Here is a 17,712-nt window from a genome sequence, read left to right as displayed (position 1 = left end):
TCGCCAACCGAGAGACGTCAACCACGCTCCAGATCACCCTCGCCCGGCGCTGCGGGCTCAGTTGCTCACCTGGTAGCGCCTCGGTCGGCTCGGCGGCTGCGCCAGCGCAGGGCCGCGACGGTCCCGATCACCGCGAAGATGCCGGCCAGGATGTAGCCGAAATACTCGGTGTCGACGCCGGCCATCGCGGTGAGCAGACCACCACCCACCCCGGCCTCATCGGCCAGCAGGCTGGCGGCGGCCAGTACACCGACAGTCAGTGCGGACAGCACACTGATCCCGGTGACCACCAGGTTGTAGTTGATCTTGCGCAGCGGGTCGGCGTCCGCGGACTGGTACATCTTCAGCATCATCAGACCGTTGATGGTGTCGCCCAACGTCATCGCCGCCGCGAACAACAACGGCAGCGACAACAGCGCCAACGGCGGCGCGCCGGCAATCCCGGCCGCCCCGGTCACCATCACCAAGCCGATGGTGGAGGCGGTGTCGAAACCCAACCCGAACAGGAAACCCAGTCCGTAGATGTGTCGCGGGTGCCGCACCCGGCGCAACGGAGCGGCCATCAGCCGCGCCGCGGGTCCCCGCGGCGTGAACGCGTCCGCCGGCACCGGGAACTCGGGATCGGCCCTGAGACCGCGGCGCAGTGTCCACGCCGCCCAGAACGTCACCGAGTTGTTGACCGCCACCAGCAACAGATACAGCCCGGACACCGACAGCCCGACGATGCCCAATATCCTTGCCGTCACGCTGTTCTCGTCCAGCAGGGTGCTCACCAGCCCTGACCCGGACACCACCAGGATGCCCATCGCCAGCACCACCGTGCTGTGACCGGCTGAGAAGGCCAGCCCGACCGAGGCGGGCCTGCGACCCTCCGCGACGAACTTTCGGGTGGAGTTGTCGATCATGCTGACATGGTCGAAGTCCATCGAATGCATCGCGCCGCGGCCGTAGGCGAACAACGCCGCGCTCAAGGTCACCGCGCCGGCGCCGGTACCGAAGGCGTTTCCGAACAACAACCCGAGCGCCACCAGATGAATCGCCGCGATCACCGCGAAGGTGAACCCGAGCCGGACCCGGAACGGTCTGGACTCGCCGGCCGCAACGGAACCGCCCGACAGGCCGAGGGCCGGCCGGGGCGGTAGCTGCCGGCTCATCGGCATACCGGCGCCGAAGTCGCGTTCCGAACAGACATGTCGCCTCTTTCTACCAGGGAAGGCTGGGGCGGGCGAGTGGTTCAGCGGCCGGTGTCGCCCCCACCCGTTCGGGGCGACACCGGCCGGTGACTACCTGCGGATGATCGGGGTGCGATCGGATCTGACCGACGTGTCGGTGTAGCCGGCAGCGTGGCCGGTCACCACCACCGACAGCGCCTTGCCGCGATCGGTGCCGGCGACCCGGTACGTCGACTTCGTCGCCCCGGCGAGCTTGGCCGCACCGGCATACCACTGGTAGGAGAAGGCGGCCGCCGGCTTCCACTTCCCCACCCTCGCGGTGAGCGTGGATCCGACCTTCGCCGGACCGGAGATCTTCGGCTTCGGCGCGCGGATGAAGCTGCCCTTGGCCACGCTCAGCACGAACGACGCGTCGGACGCGCGGTAGGTGTCGTCACCCGAGTAGAAGGCAGTGACGGAGTAACTCTGCCCGGGCGACGGCAGGGCCCGCACGACGCAGGACGCGACGCCCCTGGAAATGGTGGCCTGGCACCAGGTTTCCTCGCCCGTCAGGAAAGCGACGGTGCCGGTGGCCGCTGCCGGGACGACCGTGGCCGTCAGCTTCACGTCCTTGCCGAAGGTGGCCGCGATGTTGCGGACCTTCACCGATGATGCCTTCAGCTCCGGCTCGGTCGGCGCCGTCACGGTCACCACCCGCGGTGCGACCGCTTGGTTTCCGTTCGTGTCGGCCACCAGGTAGGTCAACGGGTAGGAACCCGGTGTCCGGGTGTCGACCGAGCCGACCACGGAGATCGCACCGGTCACATCGCCGTCGGTGTTGTCGACCGCCGTCACCCCGGCGAGCGGATCGAAGGTGTCACCCACCGACACACTCGTCTGTGCCGGCACCGTGAGCACCGGCGCGACGGTGTCGGTGCCGGCCGCGGTGGCGACGAACACCCCGCCGACCTGGTTGATGGATCCGACCAGGTCGCCGCTGCCGGTGCGGCTGGTCGACGTCCAGGCGTAGACCTGCCCCTGCGTCAGCCCGGACCAGCTGACCGAGGCCGGCCAACCGGAACGGGCGGTCGCCTCGCCGATCACCGTGTCGGTCGGGCTCACCACGGTCAGCCCGTCGGTGGCGAAGCTGGTGGTGCGGGAGGTCAGATCGACCGGCAGCACCATGTTGTCCTCGGCACCGTTGTAGCGCTTCTTGGTGTCGTACTCGGTGGCGCCGAAGTTGTCCAGCAGCGGCGAGTAGGTGTCAACGCTCATCTCGGAGCGAGCGACGTCGAACTGCAGCAGACGCAGGAAGCTCGCGCCGAACTGGAGCTGGTCGGTGCCACGGTGATCGGCGACGCCGTCACCGTTGAGATCGACGTCCCCATTGCTGGTCAGCTTGTCGGGGAACAGCTCTGCCGCCGACACCGTGTAGAACTGGTAGTCCGCGAGCAGCTCGACGACGTTGTGCGAGACCGTGACCCCGACATCGGACTTCAGGTTGGTACCGACACCGTGTTCGTGGCCCGCCAGCACCAGGAACACATTCGGGTTGGCCGCCACGACCTGGTCGTAGAGCCGGGAACCGTCGGTGGAGAAGCCGGCGCCGCGGCCGTCCGCATTGTTCGACGGTGCCAGGTAGGCGTGGGTGATCAGGATGCCGTTGCGGTCGTGGTAGCGCTGGAAGATCGATGTCGCCCAGGTCGCCTCGTCCGCGGTCACGCCGTAGGACAGACCGACGGCCACGAAGTCCAGCCCGCCGGCCGAGAACAGCACGTAGTTGTTCTGGTTGTCCTTGCCGCGGGTGACGGTTGTGCCATTGGCATCAGTGGTTTCGTCCCAAGCATGGTAGGAGGCGTGCTCCTGTGCCGGCCATTTCTGCGAGCCGTCGTAGTACCGGTTCGCGCTGAACGTCTGGCTGAACCGCGAGGCCGATCCGGTCTCGTTGCCGCTCTGGTTGTCGTGGTTGCCGGCGATGACCTGGTTGACCATGCCGGAATCGTCCAGCGTTTGCTGCGCGATGGAGGCGAACGCCAACTCCTTGTCGACCTGGGCGTTCAGGCCGGGACGGGTGCTGGGATCGGAGATGTCGTTCTCGATCACGTCGCCGGTGTGCGCGGTGTAGGCGATCTTCTTGTCGGCGGCGTTGTCGGCGATCCACTTCGTGCTGGCGTGGTAAGCCTGCGCCCAGACTGCCTGCTCCTCGGCGAGTTCGACGTCAGACGTCTCGGTGACGCCGTCCCAGTCGTCGTAGGTTCCGCCGGCCGCACCCTCGGAGATGTACTGGGTGTCGGTGAAGTGCACCAACGAGAAGTCGTAGTCGTCCGGGTCGTCGAAATGATCCCGGCTGACGGCCTCGCCCGCGCTGGCGTCCCGCGCCGAGATGTCGTCGGCAAAGGGGTCTTCACCGGTGATCAGCACGTGCACGGCTGTTCCGTCGACCAATGCCGGACGCACCGTGGCGACCAGGGTGGTGTCGCCCTCGGCGGCGCCCCTGGCCGTCGCGAGTTCCACCCACTGCGCGGCCGTCGGGTTCCAGGCCCGCAGGCTGACCGACCGCTCGGGGTCGACGATGCCGCTCCAGGACAGCTGCCGCTCACCGCCGTCCGCCGGAACCTGCACATCGAAGCGCTGGAAAGGGATCTGCCCGGTCGACGGGCTGGTGGCCGTCACCCCGTCGGTGATCTGCCGGCCGGTGAGGGTTGCGCCTTCGGTGTAGGTGAACTCGAGCGCGGACGGCAGCACCGGAACGACGCCGGAGAATCCGCCTTCGGCGACCGAGGCGGTTGCCTGGTCGAAGGTGGTGGTGACCTTCCCGCCGTCGGGGTCGGTCGCGATCGCCGACAGGGTCACCGTGCCGTGGCCCTGTCCGGTGTCCACGCCACCGCCGACCGGGATGGCCGCCGAGCTGAACGGCACCTCCCAGCGCAGCGCCTTACCGAAGACATCGGCGGCGGTGATCACGATGCGGTGCTTGCCGGCCTTGAGACCGGCGCCGATCCGTTGACCGGGGGTGATGACCTGGTCGTCCAACAGGTACGTCCACCCCGTCGCATTCCCCGGATTCGTGACGTCGACCGCGAAATCAACCGGTGAGGTGAGGTTGGTGCCCCCCGCCGGGACCGTGCCGACCAGTTCGACGCCCGCGTCCCGGTATTCGCCGAGCGCCGCGATGTTCAACGCGCCGATCTCGGTCGCCGTCAGCGCCGTGCTGAACACCCGGGCGTTGCGGATCGTTGCCGGCGCGTAGAACTGGTTCAGCGAGTCCGCACCCACGAAGAAGAAGTTGCGGGCCGGGCTGGACGGCAAACCCAGGGCGCCGGCCAGTGGCGCCTCCTTGGCCAGCTCGCCGTCGACGAAGAGGCGTTCGGTGGTGCCGTCCCAGGTGCCGACCGCGTGGTACCAGCGACCCGGAACGATCGTGGTGGCGACCGCGTGATAGCCGCCGCCGACATAGGCGGTGAAGGTCAGCTCGTCGTCGTAGATCACGATCGAATAGCCACCGGACTCCTTGGAGGAGCACAGGTCTTTCTCCGCACTGGCCGGCAGCGGCCCGTTGTAGCGGAAGGTGCACTCGATCGACACCGAGGTGCTGATCTTGCTCCACTGGTCGCCGAAGGCGTACGCGTAGGAGTCGTCGGCGCCGTCGAACGTTCCGACGTTGGTGCCCAGCGCGCTGTCGTTGCCGATCTGCGGGCCGCCCGAGGTGGTGACGGTGAGGTTCTGCGCACGGTCGACCGGGGTGCCGTCGGCAAAGTCGACATCCAGCACGTCGGCCGCCGGAGTGGCCGGAGCGGTGTTCCAACGATCTGCCAGCACGCCGGCCCTGGCCGCGTCGACCGGACTGCCGTAGACGGCCGCCGCCGCGTAGCTGGAGGCCGGCGCGAGCTGTCCGACGCCCGCCGGTGCCGCGTCACCGCCGACGACGAAGCGCCGCGAGCTGGCCGCCGGCGGCTGCAGGGCGCCGGCGGCGGGAGTCGAGGCCGCCGCGGCCCCGTTCACGTACAGGGTCAACGCATTGCCGTCCCAGACCGATAGCGCGTGGTACCAACGGCCGCTCTTGACCGGGGTCGTAACGCTCTTGTAGGCGCCGCCGATATGGGCCATGGTGCCGAGGTTGCTGCCGTTGAGGTAGATCGAGAAGCCGCCCGACTCCTTGTCCGAACACAGGTCGTGCTCCCCGCTCACCGGTAGCGCGGCATCGACGCGGAAGACACATTCGACGGTGAAGCCGGTGGCGAGGGTGCTCCACGGGTCGACCTCGAAGGACACCGCGTCGTCGACCCCGTCCACCCGGAGGATGCCGGTCGGGGCCGCGCGGAGACTCTGGTCGGTATCGAAACTCGGTGCGCCCCAAGCCTTCGACGCAATGTTCTGGGCTGCGTCGTGCGCCACGCCGTCGGCGAAGCCGATGTCCAGCACATCTGCGGCCGGATCCCCGGCGGCCGGAGCGGCCGCGGTGACCTTCGGGGTGACCGTCGGCGCGGGTGCCGCGGCGGCCGCCAGAGCGGGCTGGAGACCGACTCCGGTGACGATCAGGGCCAGAGCCGCGGCGATGACGCGCCGTCGGCCTCTGGTGGGTGGTTTCGAACGATGTGTCACTGCGTGACTCCTTCTGCTGATGGTCTGCTGGCGACATCGGTGCCCATCCCCGCGGTCTCGCGGCACCGCCGCGATCCGGGCGTTGGTCGGGTGCGTACGTCGACCAGGAGCGCCGTCAGCCGGGCCCCACGCCCGCGGGATGTGTGCACTGTGTGAGTCAGGTGTGAACGCAGCCGCCTGGGTGGCGGACATCGGGTTGTCCCGCAGGTGAAGACTTGGTGTCGGCGGCGTACGGGCGGCCCGCCGCACCTGCAACGGCGGCGTACCCCGACTGTTCACCTTCCCGACGATCGGTGGTCGGCAGCCGGCCGATCTGCGGTCGACTTCGGCGCCGACGCTGACGGCGCCCTGCGGAATCCCGTGCGGTCCCTGCCATTCGCTGAAGGTGTTGCGTGACCCTGGCTCGTGCCGTGCTCCGATCCGCGGTTCTCGTCACCCTGCTCGCGGCTGTTCCCGTCCTACTCGTCCCGGCCCCGCGGGCCTTGGCCCATCCGTTCGGTCCACCGCAGACCGCCACCATCGAGGCGGTCGGCGCCGATGCGGTCCAGGTACGCTGGCAGTTCGGGGCCAAGGACGACATCTCTTATCTGGCAGTCGCTCTGAAGGTGGTGTCTGCCGACCGGGTGACCCTCGACGGTGCGGTGGCGTTCGAGGACGGCGACGCCGCCCTGGTCGCGGCCTCCCCCGTCTTCCACACCTATCTGCTGCAGCACATCTCGGTGAACAACCAGGGCGAGCCGTGCACCGGCACGGTGGGTCCGGCCGGCGCGCTGACCGAAGAAGGCACTACCGTCACCTTCCGCTGCCCAGGCCGGCTCGGTGCCACAGCGGTGCGCATCGACATGCTTAACGACCTGCACCCGGCCTACCGGACGCTGGCGACCGGTCCTGATGGACAGCGCGCCGTCTACGACGGCGAAACCACAGTGCACGACTGGACTCTCGACGCTGCCGAGGCCGGACGACCAACCCCGGCCGGGGCGGTGACGTCCGCCGGGGCGGCGCCGGCGCCCGCGTCCGCCGGTGGCCTCGGCACAACACCGTCCGAAACCCCGGTCGCCACCGGCGTTGTCGCGGCGCAGCCGCCGCCGGTCGCCGCTGCGACCGATCTCGGCCATGGCGCAGCCGTTCAACTGGCCGCTGTCGGCGCGGGCCTGTTGGTGTTGGCGGCCGGCACGCTGGTCTGGCGACGGGGCCGAAGGCGGCGGGTCTGATGGACCTCGCAGATCGGCTGCAGAGCCTGGTGAACGCTTCGGGCTTCGCCCCGGCCGCGTTCCTGTTCGCACTGCTGGCGGGCGCGGCGCACGCGGTCGGTCCCGGCCACGGCAAGACGCTGGCGGCCGCCTACCTGGTGGGCGACAAGGGACGAGCGCGGGACGCCGTCTGGTTGAGCGGCTCGGTGGCACTGATGCACACCGTGTCGGTGCTGGTGATCGCCGTCGGCTGGACCTTCTACTCGCTGTCCGATCTGGTCCGGCTGACGACGCTCACCACCGTGCTGCAACTCGCCGCCGGGCTGCTCACGGTGGGAACCGGGGTGTGGCTGCTGCGTCGGCACCTGCGCGGCGCCCCCGGCGGCGGCTTGCACAGCCACGCCGGGATCACCCACAGCCACAGCCAGATCGACAGCCACAGCCACGGCCACAGCCACGACCACGACCACAGCCACAGCCAGATCGACAGCCACGACCACGACCACGGCCACAGCCACAGCCACGACCACGGCCACAGCCACAGCCACAGCCACGACCACGACCACGACCACGACCACGACCGTCATGGCACTACCACGCTCGGGCGGCCCGGCCTGATGATCCTCGGTGCGGCGGGCGGTCTGATCCCGTCCCCCACGGCATTCCTGGTGCTGATCACCGGGTTCTTCTCCGGTCACGCCGCGTTCGCGCTGCTGCTGGTGATCACCTTCGGCCTGGGGATGGCCGTCGTGCTGCTCGGCGTCGGGCTGCTGGCGCTGGGTGGCAGCTCGCTGATCACCCGCGGTGCCCGGTCCCGACCCATCCTGCGATTGGCCACCCGGGTCGCGCCGGCCATCGGCGGCGCCGCCATCACCGTGGTCGGTGTGGTGATCACCGCGGTGGCCGTTGCCGGGTTGTCCACGGCCTGAGCCGGCGCTACGTCGGCCGGGTCACATCCGGATCTTGGGCAGCAACGCGGTGGGAATCAACGCGATGACGCCCAGGCCGGTGGCCCACCACATGGTCGCCGAGAAGGCCTCGGCCGGCAGGACGGTCGACAGCTGGTGTGTCAGAACCGTTGCCAGCACGGCGGTGCCGAGCGCACCCCCGACCCGGTTCAGCACGTTGTAGGCGCTGGTCGCCCGCGGTATCGAGGCATGCGGCAGGTTCGCGTAGCTGGACGCCATCAGGGCCGTCATCGTCAGCCCCATGCCGAAGCCCCTGAGCAGCAACCCGAGCGCTGGCAGCAGCCAGCCGGATCCGGCCTGCAGACCGATCAGCGGCACCGTGCCGACGATCACCGCGCACACCCCGATCAATGCTCGCCAACGGGAGTGCAGGCCGGCCGGCAACAGGTTGTTGACCGCGGCCGCGAGCCCGGTGCCGATCCCCTGCGGCATCAGGAACAGCCCGGCGCCGATCACCGTGGCCCCCAACACCTGCAGCGACAGCAGCGGCAGCAGGAACATCGAGCTGTACAGCGCCGCCCCGAGCACGAAGCCGATGATCGTCGACATCCGGAAACTCCGGTCGGCGAACAGCTTCAGGTCGATCAACGCCCGCTCCGGACGCCGCACCGCGTGCACCGTGTAGCCGACCAACAAGGCAACCCCGGCCACCAGGGCGATCACCACCCGCACTGCACCGAATCCGTCCGTCCCGGCCTCCGACAGCGCGTACACCACTGCGCCCAGGCCGAGCGGCAGCAAGGCAAGCCCGGTCCGGTCCAGCCGGGACTCCTTCCGCGGCAGGGACTTCGGCAGCAGCCGACGGGCGATCAGCAGGGTGATCAGGCCGATCGGCAGGTTGATCCAGAACAACCAGCGCCAGTCCAGCGCCGACAGGATCACCCCGCCGATCACCGGTCCGAGCGCGGGCGCCAAGGTCACCGGGACGACGATGATGCTGAACAGCCGCGGCGCCTTCTCCTTGCCCGCGGTCTGGATCAGCAGCGCCTGACCGGTCGGCTGGATCAGTCCGCCGCCAAGGCCTTGCAGCACCCGCAGGGCGATCAGCGCCGGTCCGGACCAGGCGAGGCCGCACAGCACCGACGCGCCCACGAAGACGGTGATCGCCGTCAGCCAGACCCGCCGGGCACCGAACCGGTCGCTGGCCCAGCCCGCCACCGGCATCACCACGGCCAGGCTCAGCAGGTAGGCCGCCGAGACCCATTGCAGTTGCGCCAGCGACATCGACAGCCCGCTGCCGATCGCGTCGATTCCGACGCTGACGATGGTCGCGTCCAGCAGCGACATCACCGCGCCGAGCGCGAGCACACCGGCCAGCACCAACAACGGCCGCTCGATCGGTGGTCGCCGAGCTTGCGACGGTGCTGCTGACTTCGCGGTGGAAGGGGGTGAGGCAGGAGCCGAGGTCATGGCAATTATCAAACCATACGGTCCAGTTTGATAACAAGAGATTTTGGACGTTCGGACCTAGACTTGCCGACATGTCGCCCACCGCCGAGCCAGTTCGCCGTCCCGGCCGCCCGCGCTCGGAGGCCAAGTACACGGCGATCCTGGGCGCCGCCGCCGAACTCTTCCTGGCCGACGGCTACACCCGGACCAGCATGGACGGCATCGCCAAGCGGGCCGGGGTGTCCAAGCAGACCGTCTACGGCCACTTCGCCGACAAAGCGGCCCTGTTCAGCGCGGTGGTCGCCGAGGCACGATCGGGCGACGAGTCGGCGCTCGGTCGGCTGCCCGAGACGCCGGGATCCCACCTGCCGGCGATTCGGGCCGAACTCTCCGCCTTCCTGGACAAGAACCTGCAGATCGCATTGTCTCCCAAGGTGTCCGCGCTGCGTCGGCTGATGATCAGCGAGATCGCTCATCACCGTGAACTGCGCTGGTTCTGGACCGAGGGTGCCCCACAGGTCGCCCGAGCCCGGCTCGCCGCCTACCTCGCCACGGCCGACGCCGCGCAACTGCTGCGGGTCGAGGATCCGGACGAGACGGCCGGCCAGATGATTGCGCTGTCGGGGTCCGAGGGCCAGCTCGCCTCCCGCTACGGGACCGCTACGTTCACCGCGGCCGACCGCAAGGCCATCGTCGATCGCACCATCAGGTTGTTCCTGCGGGCTCTCGCCCCGTAGTCCCGGCCCGGACACCGCGGCGGCCGAGGATCCCCGGACACCGCGGCGGCCGAGGATCCCCGGACGCGGTCCTGGCGGGTTGACCCAGAACCGCAACCTCTTGCGTCAGCCGGCTGAGTGCCGCCCGCGCCGCCGCCTGGTCATCACCAACAGTGCCAGGCCGCCGGCCACCAACAGCGCGGCGTAGGTCAGCAGCTGCCCCACCGGCACACCGGTGTTGGGCAGCGGCGCCGCGCTGCCCGGATCCGTCGGGCCGGGTGGGTCCGTCGGCGGGCCGGCCGGGGAGGTGCCCGTCGGCGGCGCAGGGGTCGACGGCCCGGTGGTCGCCTCCGGGGTGGTCGGGGCGTCGAACGTGTTGGTCACCGTGATGGCCAACGTACCGACCTGATCACTGCGTTCGACCACGACGGCATTGTCGTACGAATCGTGATCGACCGCGGTCGCGGTAGCGCCTCCGTTGTCGGTCTCCTCGGCGAAGCAGTGCGCGCCCAACGGGAGCAGCACCGGCTTGCCGTCGGCTCCCTTCGCCACCACCGTCTGTCCGCCGCGCAGCCTGGCGTTTCCGGAGTAGACGCCCAGTCTCTGCCCGTCCGAGGCCTGCACCTGGCAGGTCACCGCGACGGTGAAGATCTTGTTCTTCGCCGCCGCAGCTCCGGTTCCGGTGAGCTCCTTGGTCAGCTGAACGGTCGCCGCCGAGTAGACGTTCACGAAGCCGGCGGTGGCGACCTGGGCGACGCCGTCAGCGACGTCCGGAACGGTCACGGTGACCGGCGGCGGAAGCTCGTCCGCGCCACCGGAATCGGTCTCGGTGATGGTGCAGACCGCACCGGCCGGCAGCCCCGTGATCGGATCGGACGTCAGCGTGGTGGCCGTGCCGGACCGCTCGAGCGTCACCGTGCCCTGATAGGCCTTGGTGTTGCCGTTGAATGCACACTGCACCGCGAAGCCGTACGGACCGGCGCCGATGGCGGCACCCGGACCGGCAATGTCCTTGACGACCCGGACACCGCCCGCCCGGTACTCGTTGTCGATGACGATCTCGGCCGGATCGTCCCCGGTGATGTCGACAGCCGCGGAACCGTCAGCCCCGGCTGCGGCCGGGACGTAGCTGACCCCGGTGGCCGAGCCGGTCTCCGTCTCGATCGCCGAACACGTTGCGCCGACGAGAGTTGCGACCTCGGTCTGTTCGCCCGCGGTGACCGCGACCGACTTCGGGAACCCTGGCAGCACCTTGTCGTCGGCGAAGCAGGTCACCTCGGCGGTGAACGTCTTCGGCGCGTAGGAGGCTGCGTCGCCGGTCACCTTCTTGGTGAGCAGCAGCGTTCCGGGATCGAAGCTGTTCGTGACCTCGACCGTGACCGGATCGCCGTCGCCGACGGTGATCGGCTGATCCGGGCTGATCGTCACCGTGCTGGCTCCGGCATCGTCCGGCTCGGTGACGGTGCATTCGGCGCCGGTGGCGATGTTCTCGACGGTCTTCGACAGCGGCTGGCCACCACCGAGCACAACGGTGTCGTCCCAGACGGTGCGCGAGCCGGAGTCGTCGTCGAGGACGCAGCTCATCGCCAGGGCGAACGGTCCGGCGCCATAGGTGTCGGCGACATCGCCGGTGACGATCTTGGTGAGCGTCACCGGGCCGGCGGCGAACCGATTGGTGATCGCGACCGCATTGATCGCGTCGTCACCGCTTTGCGGGGCAAGCTCGATCGTCGCCTCCGCGCCGTCCGTCGTCTCCGGGTCGCCGGAGCCGATGGTTGCCACGATCTCGGTGCCCGCCGCGCCCTTGTCGTCGGACTCGGTGACGGTGCAGCTGGCGCCGGCCGGCAGCTTGTCGAACCGGACGGTCTGCCCGTCCGTCAGCTCCGCCGTCATCGGCGTGTCCGCCGAATACCCTTCGCCGTACACCGGTCCGCCCAGGAACTGGCAGGAGATGTCGACGGTGAACGGACCGTACGAGATCGCCGTGCCGTCCTGATCCACTGCCGCGCTGTCAACGGTCTTGGTGACCGCCAGCGACGCGTACTCGTAGGTGTTGGTGAGCACCACGGTCTCGACGTCGGTCAGCTCGCGCTGCACGGTCGCCGTCGTCGACGACCACGAGGTCTGGCCGTGGTCGCCCTCGGTCACCGTGCACGCCGAGTGGTACGGCAGATCGGTGACGGTCACCGGTTCGTTCGGCACCAACGTCAGGTTCTTCTGTGCGTCGGTCAGCGGAACGTCCTGGCCGACCGAGGTGCAGACCAGCGTGGCGGTGTAGGAATCCGGCGCGTACTGGTCGGCGGCGTCGCCGGCCAGCTCCTTGACGATCTGCAGCGGGCCGGTGGCCAGTGCTGCGCCGACCCGCGGCGGTTCGGTGGTCAGGGTGTAGCCCTTGGTGGTGCCCGATGAGGTGGTGTTGACCCAGCGGCCGGACATCCCGATGGTGTTGAACGTGATGGTGTCGGCGCCCGCGGTGGGCGAGAACGCCGGAGCCACCATCTGCAGCTCCACGTCGATCGAGGCGGCCGGAGCGAGCATCGGGTCGAGCAGGATCTCCAGCTTGACCCCGGTCACGGTGTCCGGATCGACCGGCAGCACCTGCCCCGCCGGCCACGCGGTCCAGGACCCGTCCGGGCACTTCACCGAATCGGTCCCGAGATCGTTGGTACACGGCAGGGTTGCCGTGCTGTACCAGATGTTCAACGTCTGGCCGGCCTGGCTGAGCGTCGGCCGCGGCCCCTCCAGCAGCGGCCGCCACTGGCTGCCGCGCTTGAGGTCGGGATCGGTGGCCAGCGTGTCGCCGGGCACCGGGAACCGGTCAACCGCAACGATCCGGTCGATCGGCCGGTTGCCGGTGTTGACGAAGTGCAGTCGCCAATCGACGTCCCCACCCGGCTCGGCGACCGGCACACAGGGCCGGGAATAGTAGCCGTCGCTGTCCGCGACACAGGGCTGGTCGAAGTCGACGGCCGGATCGGTGGTGGTGCCCAGGACGTCGGAGCCCTCGGCCTTGACCTGCTTGGTCACCGACAGCGCACCGGCCGACAACACGTTGTTCGTCGCCGTTGCCCGGCACTCACCGCTCGCCGTGTTGAGCGTGCCGTCGCAGGCATCCCACGGGCGGTCGCCGACGATGCCGAAGGAGTTGGTGAACTTGGTGTTTGCCGCAAGCCCTGGTCGGGTCTGCATCTGGAACTTGATGGTGTAGGTGGCACCGATCGGAATGGTGCTGCCCGCCGGGAAGCTGAACTTCGTCCCGGTCGCCGACGACTCGACCGTGACCTCGGCGGCGTCGGTCGGCATCCCGGTCCCGCCGGCGATGGCGAAGCTGAAGACCGCACCCGCGTCCGGGAAGACCACCTGCGGTCCCTGGCCATCGGCCGGGAAGACGTCGGTGATGACGGGGTTGGTGATGTCCACCGCCCCGGTGTTCTTCATGGTCAGCGTGTAGGTGAACGGCTGGCCAGGGTTCACCTCACCGTTCGGGCCCTTGCGGACCTGGACGGCGTTCTGGCCGTGCTGGTATTCCACCGTCGCGGCGGCGTCGTCGGTGTCGGTCAGCGGATCGTTGTTGACGTCCCGGTCCGAGCTGGTGACGCCGGCCGTGGTGGTGTTGCTGGTGGCACCGGCCACCGTCTCACCCGGCGCCGGCGTGCCGAGGTCGGTGCTCACCGGACCACCGGTGTGCAGGGTGTCGCGGCGGGTCGCGGTGAACCCCACCTTCTGGATCGGGTGCGACGGGTTCTCCCAGTTGGATCCGTCCGCCTTGGAGAAGGTGTACCGCAGGCCCTGGACCTGGGCCGGGGTCACCCCGGCCGGCAGGGTCACGGCCGGCCCGGCGACCGTGTTGCCGGGGACCCACTCGCCGCCGCTGACAACAGGTTTGCCGTCACCGCCGATCGACCAGGTGCCGCCGACGTAGGCGTCGACCTTCACCCGATTGATCGGCCCGGTCAGGGCGACCGGCGACAACGCTTGCAGGTCAAAGGCATTGAAGAAGGTCGGCGACTGATCGACCAGGGTCATCTCGACGGCGCGGGACGGGCCGGTCGGCTGGCCCTGCAGCGTCACCGTCACCGGACCGTTCGACGGCTCGGTGATCGATTCCGGAGTGATGCTCTTGGTCGCCTCGACCCCGATCCCCTGCGGCTGGATCTCGATCGAGGCGCTGGCGTCGTCGTCAGCGGTCTTCGGCTCGACAGCGGGGTAGTTCGCCAGATCGGCCGCTTCGACGCCGACCTCGTTGGCGACCCTGCCGGTCTGGGTGGGAGTCTCGGCCGTCCGCAAGCTCGGCCGCAGCCGGGCATCGAAGGTCGCCGACGCCGTCGCGGCCGCGTTGATCCGGCCGGTGTAGGTCAGCGTCATCCCGGTGACCTCGGTCAGCTGCGCCTCGGTGAGCGCCAGCGCCTGCGCCCTGGTACAGGGCGCGGCCTCGGTGCAGACGCTGCCTCCGACGAGTACCACCGTCAGACCCGTTGCCCCGATGCTGCCCGGGTCGGTGATGGCGGTGAACCCGGTGAGGTTGAAGGATTCGAACGGGGTGGATCCGCCGACCGGGTCGGTGATCACCAGACGATCGACCTTGGCCGGGGTGGTGTTCTTGCCGCTGATCGTCACCCGGCTGGTCGGGAACTGGTCCGCCGGTGTCCCGGCTGCTGGCAGCCCGAGCGGGCCGCCGGACCAGGTCTTGTTCGCGCTGACGGTCACCGGAACGTCGATCAGCGCGATGTCGTCAGCGTCGGTCACGGTCAACGTCGGATCAGTGTCCGGGTCGAACCAACCGGTGGCCCGCACGGTGTTGCGGATCTGGCCCTGTTCACCGGAGATGTTGTAGACCCGATCGGCGGTGATCGGCACATTGTTGTTGCTGCGCAGCTCATCCCGCAGTTGGAAGACCGGGTGCAGGCGCCGGTTGTTCCCGAAGGAGGCGGCGATGCCGGTACCGACGGACGGGTCACCGGGACCGCTGATCCGCTGCACCCTGGTCGGGCTCTCCACGTAGGTGAACCGGAAGCCGATCGTGTCGGCACGTTCCGCGGTGGTCAGGTTGAAACCCGGGAAGGTCCCGTCGCATGCGGCCGGGCACAGGTCGTTGGTGGCATCGGTCCAGGCGCCGGCAGCCGGGTCGGTGGATCCGGCCGGCAGCCGGTACAACTCGACCCCAGTGATCTGGTCGAAGGTCAGCACCGGGTCCATCGCCGTGGTGATCGGATCCAGCCGGACCAGATCGAACACGTCGTAGACACTGGCCGGTAGCGCGGTGGTGTCCGGATCCGCGCTGTCGGCAATGGTGCCCTTCTGCAGACCGGTGTAGCCCTGCGTCGACCAGGAAATGGTGATCCCCGACTGCTGCCCGGACCGGGCGTTGAGCAGGTCCTTGTCCCAGTTCTTGTCGATCGGGTCGATGGTGCCCGGGTCGATGGGAATCAGCTGGACATCGTCGCAGGCGGTGGGATCGGCGGCGCCGGTAATGCTGCCGTTGGATGCCGACGAGCCCGCGCAGTTGGTGATCGTCGCATCGGAATTGGCCATGCCGGGCCGCAGCGAACTGACGAAGTTCGGCGCGACCGCGGTGCCGGGCGCGAAACCTTCCGGCTCCGGCAGGGTCGACGTGTAGACGAACCGCAGACCCTGCGCGTTCTCCTTGACCGCATCCGGCAATTCCTGGTTCACGATCGTCGGACCGGCGATGTTCGTCATCCCCGGCACGCTCACCCATTGCGTCCCGTTCCAGTACTCGACGGTGAGCGTGGAGTCCGCGGGAACGGCCGTGGCGGTGACGCTCTGCGGCTGGAACGCGGCGAACCACTCGTCTCCGGCGATCGGATCCGGGTCCTGCACGACGATCTGGTGCGCGTCCGTCGTCGAATCCGGGAACGGCTTGAGGTGGCCGTTGAGCGCAGAGGTGGCGATCTGGCCCGGCAGCGACGGGATCTGCGCCGGGTGGATCTTCTTGCTCACCTCGATGGCGAGCCGGTCGGTGATGGAGGTGATGTCGTCCGAGGCGTTGGCGGTGCCCTCGATCGAGCCGATGGTCCCGGTGACGTCGATCGTGTTCGACCGGGTGTAGGTCTCGTCGGCCTGATCCTCGTCCGTCTGCACGGTGAACGGGATGGTCGCCTCGGCGCCCTGGGCGATCGGCCCGTCGAAGGTGACGGTGAAGCCGGTCACCGGGTCGCAGCCGGCCGGTGGTGCCGGCAGGGTGTTGACGGTGCTCGTCTGCTGAGGCGCGCCGGCCGTTCCGCCACATTGATAAGTGATGGTCGCGCCGGTGGCGCCCCGCGGCCAGACGATGCCGGCACCGGCACCGTCGGTGCCGAGGCCGGTGAAGGTCAGACCGCCGTCGGTGAACGGGTTCGTGCTGCCGGTCCCCGGCTCCGTGATGGTCAGCGAGTCCAGCTCGTTGTCGGTGGTGTTCGTCGCGCCGAGGGTGACGGTGCTCGGGTCCCCGGCCTTGACGGTGTCCGGGTCGAACGACTTGGAGGCCCCGACGCTGACGTCGGACGGCGGGATCCGGTAGGTGTCGGAGGCCGGCGGCGAGGTCTTGCTCTGGTCATCCAGCGTCACGGTGGTGTCGGCGGAGTTGGTGATGATCAGCGGCTTCGGCGCATCGACGACCGCCTGCGTTTGCTCCAGGTCCATCGCGACGCCGGCCACCGCACCCGGGGTGATGCCCGCGCCGGCGGTGCTGATGAAGACGAACTGCAGGCCCTTGACGTCCGCCGGATCGACCCCGGCCGGCAGCGTTCCGGGCGGGCCGAGCGGACCGTCCACCCAGGAGCCGCCCACGAACGCCCGCACCCGTACCGCCTCGGCGCCGTCCGGCAGGGTGATGTTGCCGAGGCCGGTCAGTGCGAGGTAGTCGAAGGGGTTGGGATCGGCGGTCGGGTCCACCGGATCGCTGATCACCAGCCGGTCGACCGGCACATTGGACGTGTTCGTTCCGGTGACCGTCGCATCGGCGGGCGTTCCCGGTTCGGGCACCGCGCCGGGCTGGGTGATGTCCTTGGTGGTGGCCGCGTTGAGGACCGGCGGGACGTTCGGGATGACCTCGGCCGTCGACTCCTTGGGGTTGGCGTTGTCGGCGGTGATGTGTGCGGTGTTGTCGAGTGGGGTGCCGCTGAGCTCCGGCGGATAGGCCGGATCGAGCCGGACCGGGACGGTGATGGTGATGACCACGCCCGCGCTGAAGCCGGGAACGCCGCCGGCCAGGCTGTCGGTGAAGGTCGCGGTGAAGCTCGTGTCATCGTGCGTGACGGTGGCGTTGCCGCCGCCCGCGCCGTTACCGGAAACGGTCGGATCGCCGACGATGGTGATGCCGTCCGGCATCGTGTCGGTGATCGCCGCGTTCAGGCAACCGGCCACCGTGCCCGCCGTGCACTGCACTTGAATGGTGTAGTTGAACTGCTGACCAGGGGTGATCTCGGAGGCGCTGGACGCCTTGTTGATCGTCATCGACGCGGTCGGATCGGCCGCCGACGCCGGGACCGTTGCCGCCATCGGCAGGCCGAGTCCGATCGCGATCGCGACCGCTGTCACCCCGAGGCGGCGCCAGAGGGTCGGTCGATTGATCCTGTGCGCGTGACGCATGTAGAACTCCCGGCGCCCCAACTGGGACGTATCGGCGGACATGGGAACGGCACTAAGAAGGACATAGCGACCAAGATCATTTGATCACAGAGTGTGCGGGGTC

At 69.1% G+C, this 17,712-nt stretch carries 7 protein-coding genes; 3 read left to right on the top strand and 4 right to left on the bottom strand.

Annotation, left to right across the window (positions count from 1 at the left end):
* Positions 1 to 65: 65 nt before the first annotated feature.
* Both K340_RS30850 and K340_RS30845 read right to left on the bottom strand, forming a co-directional pair.
* Positions 66 to 1,154, bottom strand: coding sequence for a HoxN/HupN/NixA family nickel/cobalt transporter (locus tag K340_RS30850; protein ID WP_161632128.1), 1,089 nt, complete (start codon positions 1,152 to 1,154; stop codon positions 66 to 68).
* A 129-nt stretch (positions 1,155 to 1,283) separates the two neighbouring features.
* Positions 1,284 to 5,753 (bottom strand): LamG-like jellyroll fold domain-containing protein, encoded by a 4,470-nt coding sequence (locus tag K340_RS30845; RefSeq protein WP_051266611.1) that lies wholly within the window; start codon positions 5,751 to 5,753, stop codon positions 1,284 to 1,286.
* Between the two features lie 392 nt (positions 5,754 to 6,145).
* Between K340_RS30845 and K340_RS0116710 the strand changes: the two genes are divergently transcribed.
* Positions 6,146 to 6,967 carry a hypothetical protein gene (locus K340_RS0116710; protein WP_029137553.1) on the top strand — a complete coding sequence of 274 codons (822 nt, stop codon included), beginning with the start codon at positions 6,146 to 6,148 and terminating at the stop codon, positions 6,965 to 6,967.
* Positions 6,967 to 7,875, top strand: a complete 909-nt coding sequence (locus tag K340_RS0116705) for a cobalt transporter (RefSeq protein ID WP_037365191.1) — start codon at positions 6,967 to 6,969, stop codon at positions 7,873 to 7,875. The genes K340_RS0116710 and K340_RS0116705 overlap by 1 nt, the downstream gene beginning before the upstream one ends.
* Before the next feature lie 21 nt (positions 7,876 to 7,896).
* Here the strand turns inward: K340_RS0116705 and K340_RS30840 are convergent, their stop codons facing one another.
* Positions 7,897 to 9,324 carry a DHA2 family efflux MFS transporter permease subunit gene (locus tag K340_RS30840; RefSeq protein WP_084614561.1) on the bottom strand — a complete coding sequence of 476 codons (1,428 nt, stop codon included), beginning with the start codon at positions 9,322 to 9,324 and terminating at the stop codon, positions 7,897 to 7,899.
* Between the two features lie 71 nt (positions 9,325 to 9,395).
* On the opposite strand from K340_RS30840, the gene K340_RS34450 reads away from it, so the two are divergent.
* Positions 9,396 to 10,040 (top strand): TetR/AcrR family transcriptional regulator, encoded by a 645-nt coding sequence (locus K340_RS34450; RefSeq protein ID WP_051266610.1) that lies wholly within the window; start codon positions 9,396 to 9,398, stop codon positions 10,038 to 10,040.
* Between the two features lie 105 nt (positions 10,041 to 10,145).
* Here the strand turns inward: K340_RS34450 and K340_RS0116690 are convergent, their stop codons facing one another.
* Positions 10,146 to 17,609 (bottom strand): DUF5979 domain-containing protein, encoded by a 7,464-nt coding sequence (locus K340_RS0116690; RefSeq protein ID WP_161632127.1) that lies wholly within the window; start codon positions 17,607 to 17,609, stop codon positions 10,146 to 10,148.
* Positions 17,610 to 17,712: the final 103 nt, after the last annotated feature.

Origin of the sequence: Nakamurella lactea DSM 19367, from assembly GCF_000426645.1 — a bacterium.
GTDB lineage: Bacteria > Actinomycetota > Actinomycetes > Mycobacteriales > Nakamurellaceae > Nakamurella > Nakamurella lactea.
Note: the sequence above shows the minus strand (reverse complement) of the source record. Positions and strands in the feature narration are given on the sequence as shown.

Coding starts and splice junctions, on each gene's coding strand:
- K340_RS30850 (WP_161632128.1), bottom strand. CDS start 1,154: ATGAGCCGGCAGCTACCGCCCCGGCCGGCCCTCGGCCTGTCGGGCGGT.
- K340_RS0116705 (WP_037365191.1), top strand. CDS start 6,967: ATGGACCTCGCAGATCGGCTGCAGAGCCTGGTGAACGCTTCGGGCTTC.
- K340_RS30840 (WP_084614561.1), bottom strand. CDS start 9,324: ATGACCTCGGCTCCTGCCTCACCCCCTTCCACCGCGAAGTCAGCAGCA.
- K340_RS34450 (WP_051266610.1), top strand. CDS start 9,396: ATGTCGCCCACCGCCGAGCCAGTTCGCCGTCCCGGCCGCCCGCGCTCG.
- K340_RS0116690 (WP_161632127.1), bottom strand. CDS start 17,609: ATGCGTCACGCGCACAGGATCAATCGACCGACCCTCTGGCGCCGCCTC.